At 73.5% G+C, this 16,000-nt stretch carries 15 protein-coding genes; 3 read left to right on the top strand and 12 right to left on the bottom strand.

All coding sequences use genetic code 11. The features are described 5' to 3' along the window. Positions 1 to 18: 18 nt before the first annotated feature. From lgt to C4U03_RS01585, 12 genes are all read right to left on the bottom strand, one after another. The gene (gene lgt / locus C4U03_RS42775) at positions 19 to 1,773 is read right to left on the bottom strand and encodes a prolipoprotein diacylglyceryl transferase (protein ID WP_103935790.1); all 1,755 of its coding nucleotides are present in this window, start codon (positions 1,771 to 1,773) and stop codon (positions 19 to 21) included. 56 nt (positions 1,774 to 1,829) lie between these two features. Further along, positions 1,830 to 2,582 (bottom strand): DsbA family protein, encoded by a 753-nt coding sequence (locus C4U03_RS01635; protein ID WP_103935789.1) that lies wholly within the window; start codon positions 2,580 to 2,582, stop codon positions 1,830 to 1,832. 70 nt (positions 2,583 to 2,652) lie between these two features. Continuing rightward, the gene (locus C4U03_RS01630; RefSeq protein WP_103935788.1) at positions 2,653 to 3,435 is read right to left on the bottom strand and encodes a DsbA family protein; all 783 of its coding nucleotides are present in this window, start codon (positions 3,433 to 3,435) and stop codon (positions 2,653 to 2,655) included. Between the two features lie 79 nt (positions 3,436 to 3,514). Then, positions 3,515 to 4,189, bottom strand: a complete 675-nt coding sequence (locus tag C4U03_RS01625; protein WP_235017564.1) for a MauE/DoxX family redox-associated membrane protein — start codon at positions 4,187 to 4,189, stop codon at positions 3,515 to 3,517. 122 nt (positions 4,190 to 4,311) lie between these two features. Then, positions 4,312 to 5,133 (bottom strand): tryptophan synthase subunit alpha, encoded by an 822-nt coding sequence (gene trpA, locus C4U03_RS01620; protein WP_103935787.1) that lies wholly within the window; start codon positions 5,131 to 5,133, stop codon positions 4,312 to 4,314. Then, complete coding sequence (trpB, locus tag C4U03_RS01615) at positions 5,130 to 6,389, bottom strand: tryptophan synthase subunit beta (protein ID WP_103935786.1); 1,260 nt, start codon at positions 6,387 to 6,389, stop codon at positions 5,130 to 5,132. The genes trpA and trpB overlap by 4 nt, the downstream gene beginning before the upstream one ends. A 103-nt stretch (positions 6,390 to 6,492) precedes the next feature. Beyond that, positions 6,493 to 7,299, bottom strand: coding sequence for an indole-3-glycerol phosphate synthase TrpC (trpC, locus tag C4U03_RS01610; RefSeq protein ID WP_200826963.1), 807 nt, complete (start codon positions 7,297 to 7,299; stop codon positions 6,493 to 6,495). A gap of 91 nt (positions 7,300 to 7,390) precedes the next feature. Continuing rightward, entirely contained in the window at positions 7,391 to 7,816 is a 426-nt protein-coding gene (locus C4U03_RS01605; protein ID WP_103935785.1) for a DUF2752 domain-containing protein, read from the bottom strand. Positions 7,817 to 7,890: 74 nt separating this feature from the next. Next, positions 7,891 to 8,559, bottom strand: coding sequence for a response regulator transcription factor (locus C4U03_RS01600; RefSeq protein WP_103936264.1), 669 nt, complete (start codon positions 8,557 to 8,559; stop codon positions 7,891 to 7,893). A 130-nt stretch (positions 8,560 to 8,689) separates the two neighbouring features. Continuing rightward, on the bottom strand, positions 8,690 to 9,322 hold the full coding sequence (locus C4U03_RS01595; RefSeq protein WP_103935784.1) for a Trp biosynthesis-associated membrane protein: 633 nt from the start codon (positions 9,320 to 9,322) through the stop codon (positions 8,690 to 8,692). Positions 9,323 to 9,324: 2 nt separating this feature from the next. Next, complete coding sequence (gene hisI / locus C4U03_RS01590) at positions 9,325 to 9,702, bottom strand: phosphoribosyl-AMP cyclohydrolase (protein WP_103935783.1); 378 nt, start codon at positions 9,700 to 9,702, stop codon at positions 9,325 to 9,327. 254 nt (positions 9,703 to 9,956) lie between these two features. After that, entirely contained in the window at positions 9,957 to 10,163 is a 207-nt protein-coding gene (locus tag C4U03_RS01585; protein WP_103935782.1) for a cold-shock protein, read from the bottom strand. Between the two features lie 847 nt (positions 10,164 to 11,010). Between C4U03_RS01585 and C4U03_RS01580 the strand changes: the two genes are divergently transcribed. The 3 genes from C4U03_RS01580 to C4U03_RS40970 all read left to right on the top strand — a co-directional run. Then, the gene (locus C4U03_RS01580) at positions 11,011 to 12,858 is read left to right on the top strand and encodes an ABC transporter ATP-binding protein (RefSeq protein WP_103935781.1); all 1,848 of its coding nucleotides are present in this window, start codon (positions 11,011 to 11,013) and stop codon (positions 12,856 to 12,858) included. Positions 12,859 to 12,863: 5 nt separating this feature from the next. After that, the gene (locus C4U03_RS01575; RefSeq protein WP_235017626.1) at positions 12,864 to 14,669 is read left to right on the top strand and encodes an ABC transporter ATP-binding protein; all 1,806 of its coding nucleotides are present in this window, start codon (positions 12,864 to 12,866) and stop codon (positions 14,667 to 14,669) included. A 1,004-nt stretch (positions 14,670 to 15,673) separates the two neighbouring features. Further along, positions 15,674 to 16,000: hypothetical protein (locus C4U03_RS40970; protein ID WP_200826962.1), on the top strand; the 327-nt coding region annotated here is incomplete at its 3' end.

Genomic DNA, 16,000 nt, shown 5'->3' with positions numbered 1-16,000 from the left:
CGGCGCCCTCCGTGGAGGTCATCGGGAGTCCCCGGCGGGCCGGGCCTGCCGGCCGGCCGCCGTCTCGTCCTCCTTGCCCTCGTCCTTGCCCTCGTCGGCCGGCTGGTCACGAGTCTCGTCGGTGGCGTCGGAGCCCGGCTGCGGCTCCTGCCCGGCGGGCTCGGGCCAGGGCTCGACCTTCTCCGTGGCCCACCACGGTGAGCTGACCCCGACGCCGGGGCCCTCCTCCGCCTTCTCCACGGCCTCCTCGGAACCGGCCGCCGCCGCCGGCTCCGCCTCGCCGGGGGCGTCGCCGGCCCCGGCCGCCGCCGACACGGGCTCAGGCTCGGCGTCGACCTCGGCCGCGGGCTCGGGCTGGCCCACCGCAGCAGGCTCCGCCTCGGGATCCGCCCCCGCCTCTGCCGCAGGCTCCGTCTCGGCCCCTGCCTCCGCCACGGTTTCAGGCCCTGTCTCCCCCGCGGGCTTCACCTCGGGCTCGGCCACCGCCACAGGCCCGGCATCGCGCTCGGCCTCCGCTCGGGACTCGGCCCCTGCCGAAGGCTCCGTCACGGACTTGGCCTCCGCCTCTACCGCAGGCTTTGCCTCGCGCTCGGCCACCGACACAGGTCCCGCATCGCGTTCGGTCCCCGCTGGGAGCTCGGCCCCTGCCGAAGGCTCCGTTACGGGCTCAGGCTCCGTCTCACTCGCGGGCTTCGCCTCGGGCTCGGCCACCGACACAGGCCCGGCGTCACGCTCGGTCTTCGCCGGGGGCTCGGCTCCTGCCGAGGGCTCCGTTGCGGGCTTGGCCTGCGCTGCGGGCTCCGCTCCCGCCTTGGCCACCGACACAGGCTCGGCCGTGTCCTCGGGCTCGGGCGCGGGTGCCGTGGCGGCGCCCTCCTGGGCGGCCTCGGGGCCGGGCACCGCCGGGGCGTCCGGGTCGGCGGCGTCCCTCACGGTGACGGACTCCGGCGACGTCCTGTTGCGGGCCAGCCAGAGATAGGCCACCGCTCCGGTGAAGACGATCAGGGACGTCCAGTCGTTGAGGCGCAGCCCCAGGATCACGTGCGCCTCGTCGATGCGCAGCCACTCGATCCAGAAGCGGCCCAGGGTGTAGCCGGCCACGTAGAGGGCGAAGGTGCGGCCGTGGGTGAGCGCGAAACGCCGGCCCGCCCAGATCACCACGATCGCCAGGGCCGCGCACCACAGCGACTCGTACAGGAACGTCGGGTGGTAGGTGGCGACGTCGGCGTACCGGGGGTCGATCACGCCGGTGCCGGGAATGTGCGGCCGGTGCTCGGGGTCGATCTCCAGCGCCCACCAGGTGTCCAGCGGGCGGCCGTACAGCTCCTGGTTCCACCAGTTGCCCCAGCGGCCGATGGCCTGGGCCAGCGCCAGGCCCGGCGCGATGGCGTCGCCGAGCGCCAGCACGGAGATGCCGCGGCGGCGGCAGCCGATCCAGGCGCCCACACCGCCCAGCAGGATGGCGCCCCAGATGCCCAGGCCGCCCTCCCAGATCCGCAGGGCGCGGGCCGGGTCACCGCCCTCGCCGAAGTAGCGCTGCCAGTCGGTGACGACGTGGTAGAGCCGTCCGCCGATCAGGCCGAACGGCACCGCCCACACCGCCACGTCGATGACCGTGCCGGGGGTGCCGCCCCGCGCGGCCCAGCGCCGTTCGCCCAACCAGACCGCCACCACGATGCCCGCGATGATCATCAGGGCGTAGGCGCGGAGCGGGAAGGGACCGAGGTGCCAGACCCCCTCGGCGGGGCTGGGAATCGTCGCAACCGGGTGCATGAGCCCTGACGTTACCGCTTCCGGCGCGGTGGTCAGGGCCGCTCCGCGGGAACTGATCAACGGGCGACCTCCCGTACGGCCCTGCGCAGTCCGTCCGGGGTGAAGACCGTCTTCTGGTCGAGCCTGCGGCCGTTCAGCGTCACCCACGGGGTGCTCTGCACACCCGCCTTCGTGGCGGCGGCGTCGGCCTGGTCGATCTGCGCGCTCTTGCGCACTCCGGTCACGCAGGAGGCGAAGCCGCCGTCGCCGATGCCCACCTGCCGGGCCCAGGAGATCAGGTCCTCGTCGCGGAAGCCCGGGGAGTTCTCCGGGCCCTGCTCGGCGAACAGCCTGTCGTGGTAGGCGATCCACGTGTCGGCCGGCGCGCACAGCGAGGCGTTCAGCGCCCGCAGCGAGTTGCCCCGGGTGGGCTCCGGGGAGTTGCGGAACAGCCAGAACGGCCGGTAGACGACCTTCGCCTCGCCCGCGGCCGCCAGCTCCTTGACGGTCTTGCCGGTGGCCTCCTCCATGCTCTTGCAGGCCGGGCACTGGAAGTCCTCGTAGATCTCCAGCACCGGGCCGCTCACCCCGGGCCGAGCCATCACCACCGAGCCGTCGGCCTGCCGAGTGAGCGGGGCCAAGCTTCCCCGGTAACCGCTTCGGGAGTTCTCGCCGCCGCGCAGCAGCACCACGGCCAGGATGGTCACCGCAATCACCACGAGGGCGCCCAGCACCGTGGCCAGGGCCCGTCGTCGGTGGGCGCGGGCCGCCTCCCGCGCCCGCAGCTCGGCCATCCGTTTCCGCGCGCTGTCCCGCCTGTTCCTGCCCATGGCTCCCCCTGGTCCATGTTCTCGCAGGTAGGGGCCTGTCGGGCGGCCGGGGGAACGGTAGGGCGCGGCCTCAGCCCGAGGAGGTGGCCGGGGAGGTGGTGGCGGTGTCGGGGGCGTTCTCGACGGCCTTGCGCAGGCCCGCCGCGGTGAAGGCCTCGTTCTGGTCGAGCTTGCGGCCGTTCAACGTCACCCACGGGGTGCTCTGCACGCCCGCCTTCGTCGCGGCGGCGTTGGCCTGCGCGATCATCGGCTCCTTCTCGGCGCCGCGGACGCACCCCTCGAAGGCGGCGCCGGTGATGCCGACCTCCTTGGCCCAGCCGACGAGGTCGTCGTTCTCGAAGCCCTTGGAGTTCTCCGGACCCTGCTCGGCGAACAGCCTGTCGTGGTAGGCGATCCACTTGTCGGCCGGCGCGCACAGCGAGGCGTTCAGCGCGCGGGCGGAGTTGCCCTTGGTCGGCTCGGGCCACTCGCGGAACAGCGAGAACGGCCGGTAGACGACCTTGACCTTGCCCTCGGCGGCCAGTTCCTTGATGGTCTTGCCGGTGGCCTCCTCGAACTTCTGGCACGCCGGGCACTGGAAGTCCTCGTAGATCTCCAGCACCGGGCCGCTCACCCCGGGCTGGGCCATCACGACCGAGCCGTCGGCCTGCCGGGTGAGCGGCGCGGTGGCCGTCGCCTCGCCGTCGTCCCCGCCGGAGCGCATCAGCACCACCGCCGCGACCACGATGCCGATCACCAGGACGGCGCCCCCGCTGACCAGGACGGCGCGCAGTCGCCTGCCGCGCTGCTCCTGGCGCCTGCGCTCCTCGGCCAGCCGCTCGCGTGCGTTGCGGTGGCGCGTGGCCTTGCTCATCGACGTCTCCTTCGAACGCTCATGGCATCGGACGTGGCCTGCGGCTCCCGCCGGGGCGCAGCCGCGGTGCGGACGGCGGTCAGTCCTCGTACAGGCCGATCTTGCGGTCCAGCGCGAGCCGGCCGGGCGGCCGGACGGTGATCCAGGCGGCCAGGGCCAGGAAGCCCAGGTCCCGGACGATCTCGCTGAGGTAGGGCGGGTCGGCGACCTCGCCGCCGCCGCCGAAGCAGCCGCAGTCGATCTTGAGCCCGCGGGCCCAGGCGGAGGCGATTCCGGCGATGAACACCACCATCAGCAGCCCGGACAGCGCCCCGGTGAAGCGGGTGGCGAATCCGGCCAGCAGCAGAACGGCCAGCACGATCTCCACGATCGGCAGCCCGACGCCGACCGGGGTGATCATCGCGTCCGGCAGCAGCCGGTAGGCCTCGACGGCCAGTTCCTGCAGCGCCGGCGGCTCGGTGGCCTTGGCCAGGCCGGCCCAGCCGAGCACCACCGCCAGCCCGGCCCGGGCGGCGGTGGTGGTCCACGGATCGGTGCGGCCGGTGGCCGCGGCCCAGCCGAGCAGGGCGGCGATCGCCAGCCCCCCGGCGATCCCGACCCACTGCTGGGTGACCTTGGCCCAGGCCGTCCAGGCCAGCAGCACCGGCAGTGCGAACGTCACGGCGGGCAGCAGCCACCGCGGCAGGCCGCCCGCCGGCGAGGACGAGGTGACGGACGCGTCCTTCACCTCGTCGTGGACCCTGTCTGTGACCACCTTGGCGTCGTCCCCCCTGTGGCCGGGTGCGAATGTCCTGCGACCGCACGCTAGCCCGCCCGGTATAAACCGGCCGTCAGCGCGGGCCCCATCCTGCCACGGGCACCCGCCGGTGGCGGTGCTCACCCGCCCTGGCGTACGCCTTCGGCCAGTTCGGCGGTGAACTCCCGGATCGCCCGGATTCCGGCCGCCTCGTCCGGGGCGTCCAGCAGCCGCCGGACGAACGCCGAGCCGACGATCACCCCGTCGGCGAACCCGGCGACCTCAGCGGCCTGCGCGCCGCTGCCGACTCCCAGGCCCAGCCCGACCGGCAGCGGGGCGGCGCCCTCCAGGCGCCGGGAGATCACCTCGCGGGTCCGCTCCACCAGGGCCGGGGCCCCGGTGTCCACGGCGCGGCGGGCACCGGTGACGCCCATCAGCGAGGCGGCGTAGACGAATCCCCGGCAGACGTCGACGATCTTGGCGATGCGCTCGGTGGTGGAGCTGAGCGCGACCAGGAAGACCCGGTCGAGGTCGTGGGCGTCGGAGGCGGCCAGCCAGGGCCCGGCCTCCTCCGGGGTCAGGTCCGGGGTGATGAGCCCGGCGCCGCCGGCGGACTTCAGGTCGCGGGCGAAGGCGTCCACGCCGTAGTGGTCGACCGGGTTCCAGTAGGTCATGACGAGGGTGGGCACGCCGGTGGCGGCCACGGCCTCGACGGTGCGGAACACGTCGGCGACGCGGACGCCGCCGGTCAGCGCCCGGTGGACGGCGTCCTGGATGGTGGGGCCGTCCATCATCGGGTCGCTGTAGGGCAGGCCGATCTCGATGACGTCGCAGCCGGCCTCGACCATGGCGGTGGCGGCCTTGACGGCGCCCTGCAGGGAGGGGAATCCGGCGGGCAGGTAACCGACGAGCGCGGAGCGGCCGTCGGCCTTCGCCTTCTCGAACGCGATGGCCGTGGTCACTGGGCACTCTCCTCGCCGGTCATGAATCCGAACCACTGCGCCGCGGTGTGCATGTCCTTGTCGCCGCGGCCGGACAGGCACACCAGGAGGGTGGCCTCCCCGCCGAGCTCGGCGACCAGCTCGGGGCCGAGCTGCAGCGCGCCGGCCAGGGCGTGCGCGGACTCGATGGCCGGGATGATGCCCTCGGTGCGGCACAGCAGCGCGAAGGCGTCCATCGCCTCGGAGTCGCTGATCGCCCGGTAGGCGGCGCGGCCGGTGTCGAACAGCCAGGAGTGCTCGGGGCCGACGCCCGGGTAGTCCAGGCCGGCCGACACCGAGTGGGTCTCCATGGTCTGGCCGTCGGCGTCCTGCAGCAGGAAGGTGCGCATGCCGTGGATGACGCCGGGGGAGCCGCCGCTCAGGGTGGCGGCGTGCCGCCCGGTCTGCACGCCGTCGCCGCCGGCCTCGAACCCGTACAACCGGACGCCCTCGTCGGGGACGAACGCGTGGAAGGTGCCGATGGCGTTGGAGCCGCCGCCGACGCAGGCGACCACCGCGTCCGGCAGGCGACCGGTCAGCTCCAGCGCCTGGGCGCGGGCCTCGACCCCGATGATCCGCTGGAAGTCGCGGACCATCATCGGGAACGGGTGCGGGCCCATGGTGGAGCCGACGCAGTAGTGGGTGTCGTCCACGGTGGCGACCCAGTCGCGGAACGCCTCGTTGACGGCGTCCTTGAGGGTGCGGCTGCCGGTCTTGACCGGCACCACCTCGGCGCCGAGCATCCGCATCCGGGCGACGTTGAGGGCTTGGCGCCGGGTGTCGACCTCGCCCATGTAGACGGTGCACTCCAGGCCGAGCAGGGCGGCGGCGGTGGCGGTGGCGACGCCGTGCTGGCCGGCGCCGGTCTCGGCGATCACCCGCCGCTTGCCCATCCGGCGGGTCAGCAGCGCCTGGCCCAGCACGTTGTTGATCTTGTGCGAGCCCGTGTGGTTGAGGTCCTCGCGCTTGAGCAGGATCCGGGCGCCCCCGGCGTGCTGGGCGAAGCGCCGGGCCTCGGTGAGCAGGCTGGGCCGGCCCGCGTAGTTCGCCAGCAGTTCGTTGAGCTCGCCGGTGAAGGCCGGGTCGGTCTTGGCGGCCTCGAACTCGCGGGTCAGCTCGTCGAGGGCGGCCGTCAGGGCCTCGGGGGCGAACCTGCCGCCGAAGCGGCCGAAGTGTCCGGTCGGGTCGGGCAGGTTCGCGGGATCGCTGGCAGCGCCGCGCGCGGCGTCGATGGTCATCGGTCGTTCCTGTCGAGAAAGTAGGTGGGCTTACCCGTGCTGGATCAGGATCGGATAAGCGCGCCATCGTTCGCGCAACGGCTCACTGAGCATGTCGCAAAGCCTACTTTCCCTGCCGCAGCGCCGGGTGCGCGCCCGCCGCCACCAGGTCGGCGACGGCCGAGCGCGGGTCGCCCCCGGTGACCAGGCTCTCCCCCACCAGCACCGCGTCGGCGCCGGAGGAGGCGTAGGCCAGCAGGTCGTGCGGGCCACGCACCCCGGACTCGGCGATCTTGACGACGTCACGGGGGATCAGCGGGGCCAGCCGGGCGAACACGCCCCGGTCCACCCGCAGGGTCTTCAGGTCGCGGGCGTTGACCCCGACGACCTTGGCGCCCGCCTCCAGCGCCCGGGCGACCTCCTCCTCGGTGTGCACCTCCACCAGCGGGACCAGGCCGATCGACTCGGCGCGCTCCACCAGCGACACCAGCGCGTCCTGCTCCAGCGCGGCGACGATCAGCAGGGCCAGATCGGCGCCGTGCGCGCGGGCCTCCCACAGCTGGTAGGCGGTGACGATGAAGTCCTTGCGCAGCACCGCGATGTCGACGTTGGCGCGTACCTCGGCCAGATCGGCCAGGCTGCCGCCGAAGCGGCGGCGCTCGGTCAGCACGCTGATCACCTTGGCGCCGCCGGCCTCGTAGTCGCGGGCCAGCGCGGCCGGGTCGGCGATGGCCGCCAGCGCGCCCTTGGACGGGCTGCTGCGCTTGACCTCGGCGATCACCGACACACCGTCGGAGCGCAGCGCGCCGAGCGCGTCGCGGGGCGGCGGCGCGGCGGCCGCCTTCTCCTTGAGTGCTTCGAGAGGGACCGCCGCCTGCCGTTCGGCGAGGTCGGCTCGGACCCCTTCCAGGATCTCCTCGAGCACACTCACGGGTAGGGCCCCCTCGTCTGCGGACTGCGCGTGATCCGATCGTAGCCCGAGCCGTCCCCCGCCTCGTCACCCGACCCGGGAACGGAGCCGTTCACGGAGCGAGAACCGCCGCGAAGGGGAGATTCCGGAGGACCCAGTACGCCGTCACGACCATGACGAGGGCATAGGCCGCCCGTGGCCGCAGCAAAAGCGAGGTCATCGGCTCGCCCCGTGCCGAACGGACCGTCCAGCGGCCCCACAAGTAGCCGAAGACCGGCAGCAGGGCGAACACCAGCGGGTTGTGCCCGAAGGCCGTGGCCAGGTGCCCGTGCGCCAGGGAGTTGACCATGCGCAGGGTGCCGCAGCCGGGGCAGTACAGCCCCGTCGCCCACAGCAATGGGCAGGTCGGGTAGTGGCCGGGCTCGTGCGGGTCCACGACGGCGACCAGCGTCACCCCGGCCGCCACCGCGCCGAGCACCGCGGCCGGCCCCAGCAGCCTGCGCGCGGCGCCGTTCCGCGGGCCCGCGACCTGAGTCATGCCCCCAGCCTACGGAACGTCACGGCCGGCCCAGGGCCGGCGCACGGCCGGTTCAGGGCGGGTCCACGGTTGGATCAAGGATCGACCGCGTAGCCGACGCCGCGCACGGTGCGGATCGGGCTGGCGTCGCCGAGTTTGGCGCGCAGCTGGGCGATGTGGACATCGACGGTGCGGTTGCCGGCGCTGGCCCCCGGCTCCCAGGCGGCCCCCAGCAGCTGCTCGCGGGTGAACACCCGGCCGGGCCTGCCCATCAGGAACTGCAGCAGGTCGAACTCGGTGGCGGTGAGCGCCACCGGCCGGTCCCCGGCGGTGACGGACCGGGCGTGCGGGTCGAGGCTGACCGTTCCCGCGTGCAGCACGTGCGAGTCGTCGACGCGGCCGCGCCCGCGCAGCGCCAGGACGACCGCGTCCACCAGCACCCGAGGCCCGAAGGGGCGGACCAGCGCCGGGATCCGCGGATCGCCCGCCTCGGCGGCCTGGCCGCCGTTGACAACGCACACCACGGGCGCGCCCCCGGCCGCCTCGGCCACCCTGCGGTACAACTCGCCGGGCGGGCCTTGCACAGCCGACAGGTCCAGCACGACGGCGTCGGGCCGCAGCCGGGCGACGGTGGCGGGCGCCCGGGCCGGGTCCGGCTCGATCTCAGTCTCGAAACCCGCCCGAACGAGGTAGCGGCGCCCGAGCTCGGCCACACCGGGCTCGTGCTCGGCCACCAGGATCAGTCCGCCGCCGCCCTCCCTCATGGCGGGCAGTTCCGGGGGGCCGCGGCCGTGGGCGGGCACGCCGGGCACGCCGGGTGCGGGCCGGGGAGGACGATCGTCACGGCGGCCCAGGCCGCGGGGGCGCCGCCGGGATGGGGGGACATCGAGGCTCCTAGTCGTTCGTTGCCCGGCCCGGCCCGGGCGGGTCACCGTCCAGGGTGGGGTCCTCGCCGCGGTCCAGCGACTTCCACAGGCTTGCCGGATCACCGGGGGCGGCCCCCGCCGCACCGGAGGCTCCGGCGGGCGCGCGGCCGGTGCCGGGGCGATCGTAGCGGGCCGACATGCCCGGCCAGCGGCCGCCCCGGGCCAAGGTGAGCAGGCCGGCCACGGCCAGCAGCACCCCGCCGGCCACCGACACCGCCCACCACCAGGAGGTGGCGACCACCAGGTCGCCGCCCAGCCTCAGCAGGGTGCTGCGCTCCTCGGCGACGGCCAGGACGTGGGCGCGGCCGATCCCGGTGGCCGCCGTGTAGGCCGCCCCCGCGCCGAGCAGCACCAGCAGCGCCCCGACGGCGGCGCGGACCCGTCCCCGGGTGGCGAACAGCGCGGCGAGCGCGGCCAGCCCGGCCCAGCCGAGGGCGGTGGTCGCGCCGGCCAGGTCGCCGCCGGTCAGCGTCCGGCCGATCGGGGTGATGGCGCCGGAGGCGCGGACGGTGGCCCACTCCCGCCCTCCGGCGAGCAGCACCAGCCCGGCGCCGACCGCGCACAGCAGCGCGGCGACGGCTCGCTCACGGCCAGGGTTCACGGTCAGTTCTCGGGACGTTCACCGATGACGGCGTCGAGCACGTCGGCGTCCCAGCAGGTCCGGTCGCCGGTGTGGCAGGCGGCCCCCACCTGGTCGACCTTCACCAGGATGGCGTCGCCGTCGCAGTCGAGCGCCACCGACTTCACCCACTGCTGGTGGCCGGAGGTCTCCCCCTTGACCCAGTACTCCTGGCGGCTGCGGGACCAGTAGGTGCAGCGGCCGGTGGTGAGGGTGCGGTGCAGGGCCTCGTCGTCCATCCAGCCCATCATGAGCACCTCACCGGTGTCGTACTGCTGGGCGATGGCGGGCACGAGCCCGTTGGGGTCGCGCTTGAGGCGCGCGGCGATTTTCGGGTCCAGATCGGACGGTCGCTGGGACATGCCCCCATTGTGCCCGCACCCTCGCATGCCCACGTCGGCACACGCGTGTGCATGGCCTCACTTCACCAAGCGGCGGGCCTGCCTTGGCGTACGGGATCCCTGCGGCGCGGCCCGGCATGCCGACTCGCGAGGCCTCCGGCGCCGGAAGCCGGAACGCACGGGGCGGACGGCCCGCCGCCGGGCGCGGCGAAGCCGTGCGAACGCGACGGGACCCGCACCTGGAGGGTGCGGGTCCCGCGGAACGTCTTCAGGTGTTACAGGGGGCGGACCTGGTCGGCCTGCGGACCCCGGTTACCCTGAGTCACCTCGAACTCGACGCGCTGGTTCTCGTCGAGGGTCCGGTAACCGGAGCTCTGGATCGCCGAGTAGTGCACGAACACGTCCGGACCGTCACCGTCCACGGCGATGAAGCCGTAGCCCTTCTCGGCGTTGAACCACTTCACGGTGCCCTGCTGGGGCATGTCTTTCTCCTTGCGGCAAAACTCGGGTCCGCACCTCGCGGGCCCGGTGCGGTCACTGCGGTACGTTCTCGCCTCCGGCACCGTCCCGGAAAAGCCAAAACGCCCGCTGCCATCAGTCCGCGGGCGTTCATACAAAACGATCGAGAACCACGACTGCAACCGACGCCCCCACCGTATCACCGGTCGGGAGCAAAGCGGAGGACACAAGGGGGCCGGATTCCGCCGCCCGAGGAACGCCGCCAGGGCGCCGCGGGCGCCCTGCGGCGGGCGTTCCCCGCCGGTCCGCACAGCCCTCGACACAGGTGCCCTGGTGTCCCCTGTTGTCATCGTTTGTCATGCGTATGGTGTTTCCGCAGGGCACGGACGCGACATCTCGACCGAAACTTTACGCAGGGGAAACCGTGCAGTTTTCAACTACGACCGACGACAAATGTAGCGGCCGCCCCGGCCTCCATCCCGGCCCGCGTGAACGGTGACATCCCGGTCCACTGCTGACGGATCCGGTGGCCCGGCCGCGGGCACGGCGCTGAATCCGGCGCTCGACGGCGCACCCCGCACAGCGGGACGCCAACGCGGCCCCGGCGCGGCGTCCGGACGTCGCGGTGGGCGCGCTCCCACCGCGCCCGGGGACGAACGCCTGGTCACGCTCCCACTGTCGCGGGGCGGGGACGGCCGAGACCGCTCCGGGGAATAATCCGTCACCCCCAGATGGTAGGGATGATCGGGCCGAACCATCCGCATCCCCGCGGTCCGGCCGAACGGGCCCGTCCTGGGCTCCGCCATCCGATGGGAGGACATCGTGCCAGCAGGGCCACCGAAGGTCGAGCCCCATATCCTGCGCGAGGGCATGCGGGTGTTGTGGGTCGCGGTCAGGGCCGAGCCCGCCGTGTTCACCCTCTCGGTGGCGGCCAGCGGGCTGTACGCGGCGATGACCGTGGCCAGCGCGTGGGTGCTGGGCTGGGCCACCGACCACGTCGTGCTCCCCGCGTTCCGGGAGGGCCGCACGACCGCGGGCACGCTGACCGCCGGAGCGCTGGCGATCGTCGGGGTGGCGGTGCTCAAGGCGCTGGGCGTGGGCGGACGGCGGTTCTTCGCCGGGCTCATGCAGTACCGGATGCAGGCGCGCTACCGCCGGGCGGTGACCCGGCAGTACCTGCGGCTGCCGTTGGCCTGGCACCACCGGCATCCCACCGGCCAGTTGCTGTCGAACGCCAACGCCGACGTGGAGGCCGCCTGGGCGCCGATCGCGCCGCTGCCGATGGCCGTGGGCGTGGTGTTCATGCTCGTGGTGGCCACAGTGTCGCTGCTGCTGGTGGACGTGCCGGTGGCGCTGGTGGGCCTGTGCGTGTTCCCGGCGATCGCGCTGATCAACGTGGTGTACCAGCGCCGGCTGTCACCGCTGGCGGCCCGCGCGCAGCAGTTGCGGGCCGAGGTCAGCGAGGTGGCGCACGAGAGCTTCGAGGGCGGCCTGGTGGTCAAGACGCTGGGCCGCGAGCGGGCGGAGACCGAGCGATTCGCCGAGCGGGCCCGCGCGCTGCGCGACGCCAACGTGGCGGTGGGCCGGGTGCGGGGGCTGTTCGACCCGCTGCTGGAGGCGCTGCCGAACCTGGGCGTGCTGGCGGTGCTGCTGGTTGGCTCGATGCGGCTGGAGGCGGGCGCGCTGAACGCCGGTGACCTGGTGAGCGTGTCGTTCCTGTTCACCCTGCTGGCCTGGCCGATCCGGGCGCTGGGCTGGGTGCTGGCGGAGGTGCCGCGCAGCGTGGTCGGTTGGAACCGGGTGCGGGCCGTGCTGGACGCCTCCGGCTCGCTGCCGTACGGGGAGCATCCGCTGGACGGCGACGGCCCGGCCGGGCTGGAGGTCCGCGAGGTGCGCTTCGCCTACGAGGAGCCCACCGACGAGGACGGGGACGGGGACGGCGTCGGGAACGGCGTTGGGAACGGCAAGACGCACGTCCTGCACGACGTGTCGTTCGCCGCCGGACCCGGCCGCACGGTCGCGGTGGTCGGGCCGACCGGGTCGGGCAAGTCCACGCTCACCGGTCTGCTGGTGCGGCTGGTGGATCCGGCCGGTGGGGCGGTGCTGCTGGACGGGATCGACGCCCGGCAGGCCGGGCGCGGCGCGGTGGCCGCCACGGCGGCGCTGGTGCCGCAGCAGACGTTCCTGTTCGACGACACCGTCCGCGGCAATGTGACGCTGGGCGCCGACATCCCGGACGAACAGGTGTGGCAGGCGCTGCGACTGGCGCAGGCCGACGGGTTCGTGGCGGCGCTGCCGGACGGTATGGACACCCGGGTCGGGGAACGCGGCGCAACCCTGTCGGGCGGGCAGCGGCAGCGGCTGGCGCTGGCCCGGGCGGTGGTGCGCCGTCCCCGGCTGCTGGTACTGGACGACGCGACCTCCAGCGTCGACCCGCAGGTGGAGTCCAGGATCCTGCAGGGGCTGCGGGCCGCCCAGGGCGAGGACGGCGGCTCGACGGTGGTCGTGGTGGCCTACCGCAAGGCCACGATCTCGCTGGCCGACGAGGTCGTCTACATCGAACACGGCCGCGTCTTGGACCGCGGCCCCCACGCCGAGCTGCTGGAACGCTCCGAGGGTTACCGGAACCTGGTGAACGCCTACGAGCGCGCCGAGGCCGAACGCGACGCCGTCGAGGACGGCCGGGACGCCATCGAGGGCGAGGAGGTGACGGCGTGAGCGCCGTGAGCACGGTGGAGAAGGTGGGCACGGGGCTGGACGAGGGCGCCGCCAACCGGGACGGGGCGCTGGCCACACTGCGGCGGGGGCTGCGGCTGAGCCCGGAGTTCCGGGTGGGGCTGCCGGTCACGCTGCTGCTGGGGCTGGTGGCGACGGTGGGCCGGGTCGTCGTGCCGATCGCCGTCCAGCAGACCATCGACCGAGGGCTGCAGGCCGAGGGCGGGCCGGACGTGGCGTTCATCCGCACCGCCGTGCTGCTGTCGGCGGCCGTGGTGCTGGTGACGGCGCTGGCGGCGTACCTGATGAACGTGCGCCTGTACCGCACCAGCGAGGGCGGCCTGGCCACGCTGCGGATCAAGGCGTTCCGGCATGTGCACGACCTGTCCATGCTGACCCAGAGCGGTGAGCGGCGCGGCTCGCTGGTGTCGCGGGTGACCGGGGACGTGGACCAGATCAGCCAGTTCATGCAGTGGGGCGGGCTGATGATCATCGTGTCGATGGGGCAGCTGGTGGTGGCCAGCGTGCTGATGGCGGTCTACTCCTGGCAGCTGGCGCTGCTGGTGTGGGCCTCGTTCCTGCCGCTGGCGTTCGCGCTGCGGTACTTCCAGCGGCTGCTGTCGGGCGCCTACACCACGGTGCGCGAGCGGGTCGGCGACATGCTGGCGGCGGTCGGCGAGTCGGTGGTGGGGGCGTCGGTCATCCGGGCGTACGCCGCCGAGGAGCGCACCGCGCGGCGCATCGACGAGTCGGTGGAGTCCTACCGCAGGGCGCAAACCCGGGCGCAGGGGCTGGTGGCGCTGACCTTCCCCTCCAGCGAGCTGGTGGCTGCGCTGGCCACCGCCGCCGTGGTGGTGGCGGGGACGCTGCTGGGCGTGGGCGGGCACCTGACGGCCGGTGAGCTGGTGGCGTTCCTGTTCCTGGTGACGCTGTTCGTGGGGCCGATGCAGGTCGCCACCGAGGTCCTCAACGAGGCGCAGAACGCCGTCGCGGGCTGGCGGCGGGTGCTGGGCGTGCTGGACACCGAACCGGACGTGGCCGATCCCGGCCCGGCCGGGCGGGAGCTGCCGCGCGGGCCCATCGAGGTGCGTTTCGAGGACGTCTCGTTCGCCTATCCGGGCGGGCCGACCGTGCTGCACGAAGTGTCGGTGGACATCGCGCCCCGCTCGCGCATCGCGGTGGTGGGCGAGACCGGGTCGGGCAAGACCACGTTCGCCAAGCTGCTGACCCGGCTGATGGACCCGGTCGAGGGCCGGGTGCTGGTGGACGGGGTGCCGCTGGACCGGGTGCGGTTCTCCTCGCTGCGGGAGCGGATCGTGATGGTGCCACAGGACGGGTTCCTGTTCGACGCCTCGCTGGGCGACAACATTCGCTACGGGCGCCCGGAGGCCACCGACGAGGACCTGCTGCTGGCGCTGACCGAGCTGGGGCTGGCCGACTGGCTGGAGGGCCTGCCGCGCGGGCTGGACACCCCGGTCGGGCAGCGCGGGGAGTCGCTGTCGGCGGGCGAGCGGCAACTGGTCGCGCTGGCCCGCGCCTACCTGGCCGCCCCCGACCTGCTGGTGCTGGACGAGGCCACCTCCGCGGTCGATCCGGCCACCGAGGTGCGCCTGCAGCGGGCGCTGGACGGGGTCACCCGGGGCCGCACCGCCATCTCGATCGCCCACCGGCTGTCCACCGCCGAGGCCGCCGACGAGGTGATCGTGTTCGATCACGGCCGCATCGTCCAGCGGGGTCCGCACACCGAACTGGTCGCCGAACCCGGCGTCTACGCCGACCTGCACGCCTCCTGGATCGCCCAACGCCGTATCTGAGCACCGCGGCATCCGAGGACCCGGCATCTGAGGACCGCGGCGAAGCCGCCCCACGAGCGCGAGCGGCCTGGCCAGGCCGCTCGCGCTCGTGGGTGCCCGGTCCCCCGTACCCGGAACAGCCGCTCGGAGCAGGACTGGCCGGCCGGCTCGTGGGCGCGTCCGGTCCCCGCGCGCCCCAGTGTCGGAAGCCACCGCCAACGGTTCCGTACGGCCTGGCCCCGGGGTCGCCCGTACGCGCGCTCCGAGACGTCGCTCATCGCGTGGGGCGGGGCCGGCCACACGCGATGAGCGTGCCCGGCCAGACGGACCTGCCGGACATGCGGCGGCCGGCCGGGAAAGGGCGTCAGGAAAGACGGGAAGAATGCCCGATGGAATCCAAATATACGGACCGCCGGGGAATTCACCGGATTCCCGGACGGACCCGGGTCATGAGTATATGAGTGCTATCGGTAGATGTTCTCCCACACCGGGCCGGGTAGCCGGCCACATTTCGCCCTGGTGGGGATCCGTGCCGCCCCGGTGAAACTGGCCGACACGAAGGATCGGCGGTGAGGTTCTCCCGGTCATCGCCGGGCGCCATCGGAATCGGGGCGGCGCGAATGACGGCCCTGTTGCGGTCCGGGTCCGGGGGCGTGCCGCAGGGCGCGTGGGCGCCGCCCGAGCCGGGCGACGCATCCACCGAGGGCCCGGACGATGTACGGCGGCAGGCTGCGGACGCGGCCGCCGGCCTCGCCCCGGCCGCCGCACCCGGCTTCGTCGAAAAAGCGTCATTCCCCTGATCGGGCCGGGGCGAATGGCACTCATGATCCATGGTTCCACCATTTTCCAAAAGTGGACATTCCGCGTTTTTTCGCGCTCCGCGTCCGGAAAGCGGTAATGTTCTCGCCAAGGGCGAAGTTCGTTCCCCGGCCGGTGGCATGACTCTCCGAAGACCGGGCTATCTCTAGTCGTGCCCTGCGCCTCGCAGGAATGCAAACTTTCCCGAAATGAGCTGGGAGGCTCAGATGATGAAACGAATGGCCGTCACCGGTGTCCTGTCCGCCGCTCTCGGCGGTGTCCTGCTGGTGACGCCGACCGCCATGGCGGCCAACGCCGGCGTCTCGGGCGCGGCGGACTGGCGAGACCACCACGGCAAGGTGCAGCACGTCTACTGGGACGGCTACGGGCACGGCCACAAGGACGGCTACGGGCACGGCTACGGAGACGGCCGTATGGACGAGCGCGAGGAGCACGAGCGCAGGAAGCACGAGCGCGAGGACCACGAGCGCGGGAAGCACGAGCCCAGGGAGCACGACCGCGAGGAGCACGAGCGTAAGAAGCACGAGCGCGAG

The sequence above is a fragment of the Thermomonospora echinospora genome (assembly GCF_900108175.1).
Lineage (GTDB): Bacteria > Actinomycetota > Actinomycetes > Streptosporangiales > Streptosporangiaceae > Thermomonospora > Thermomonospora echinospora.
Note: the sequence above shows the minus strand (reverse complement) of the source record. Positions and strands in the feature narration are given on the sequence as shown.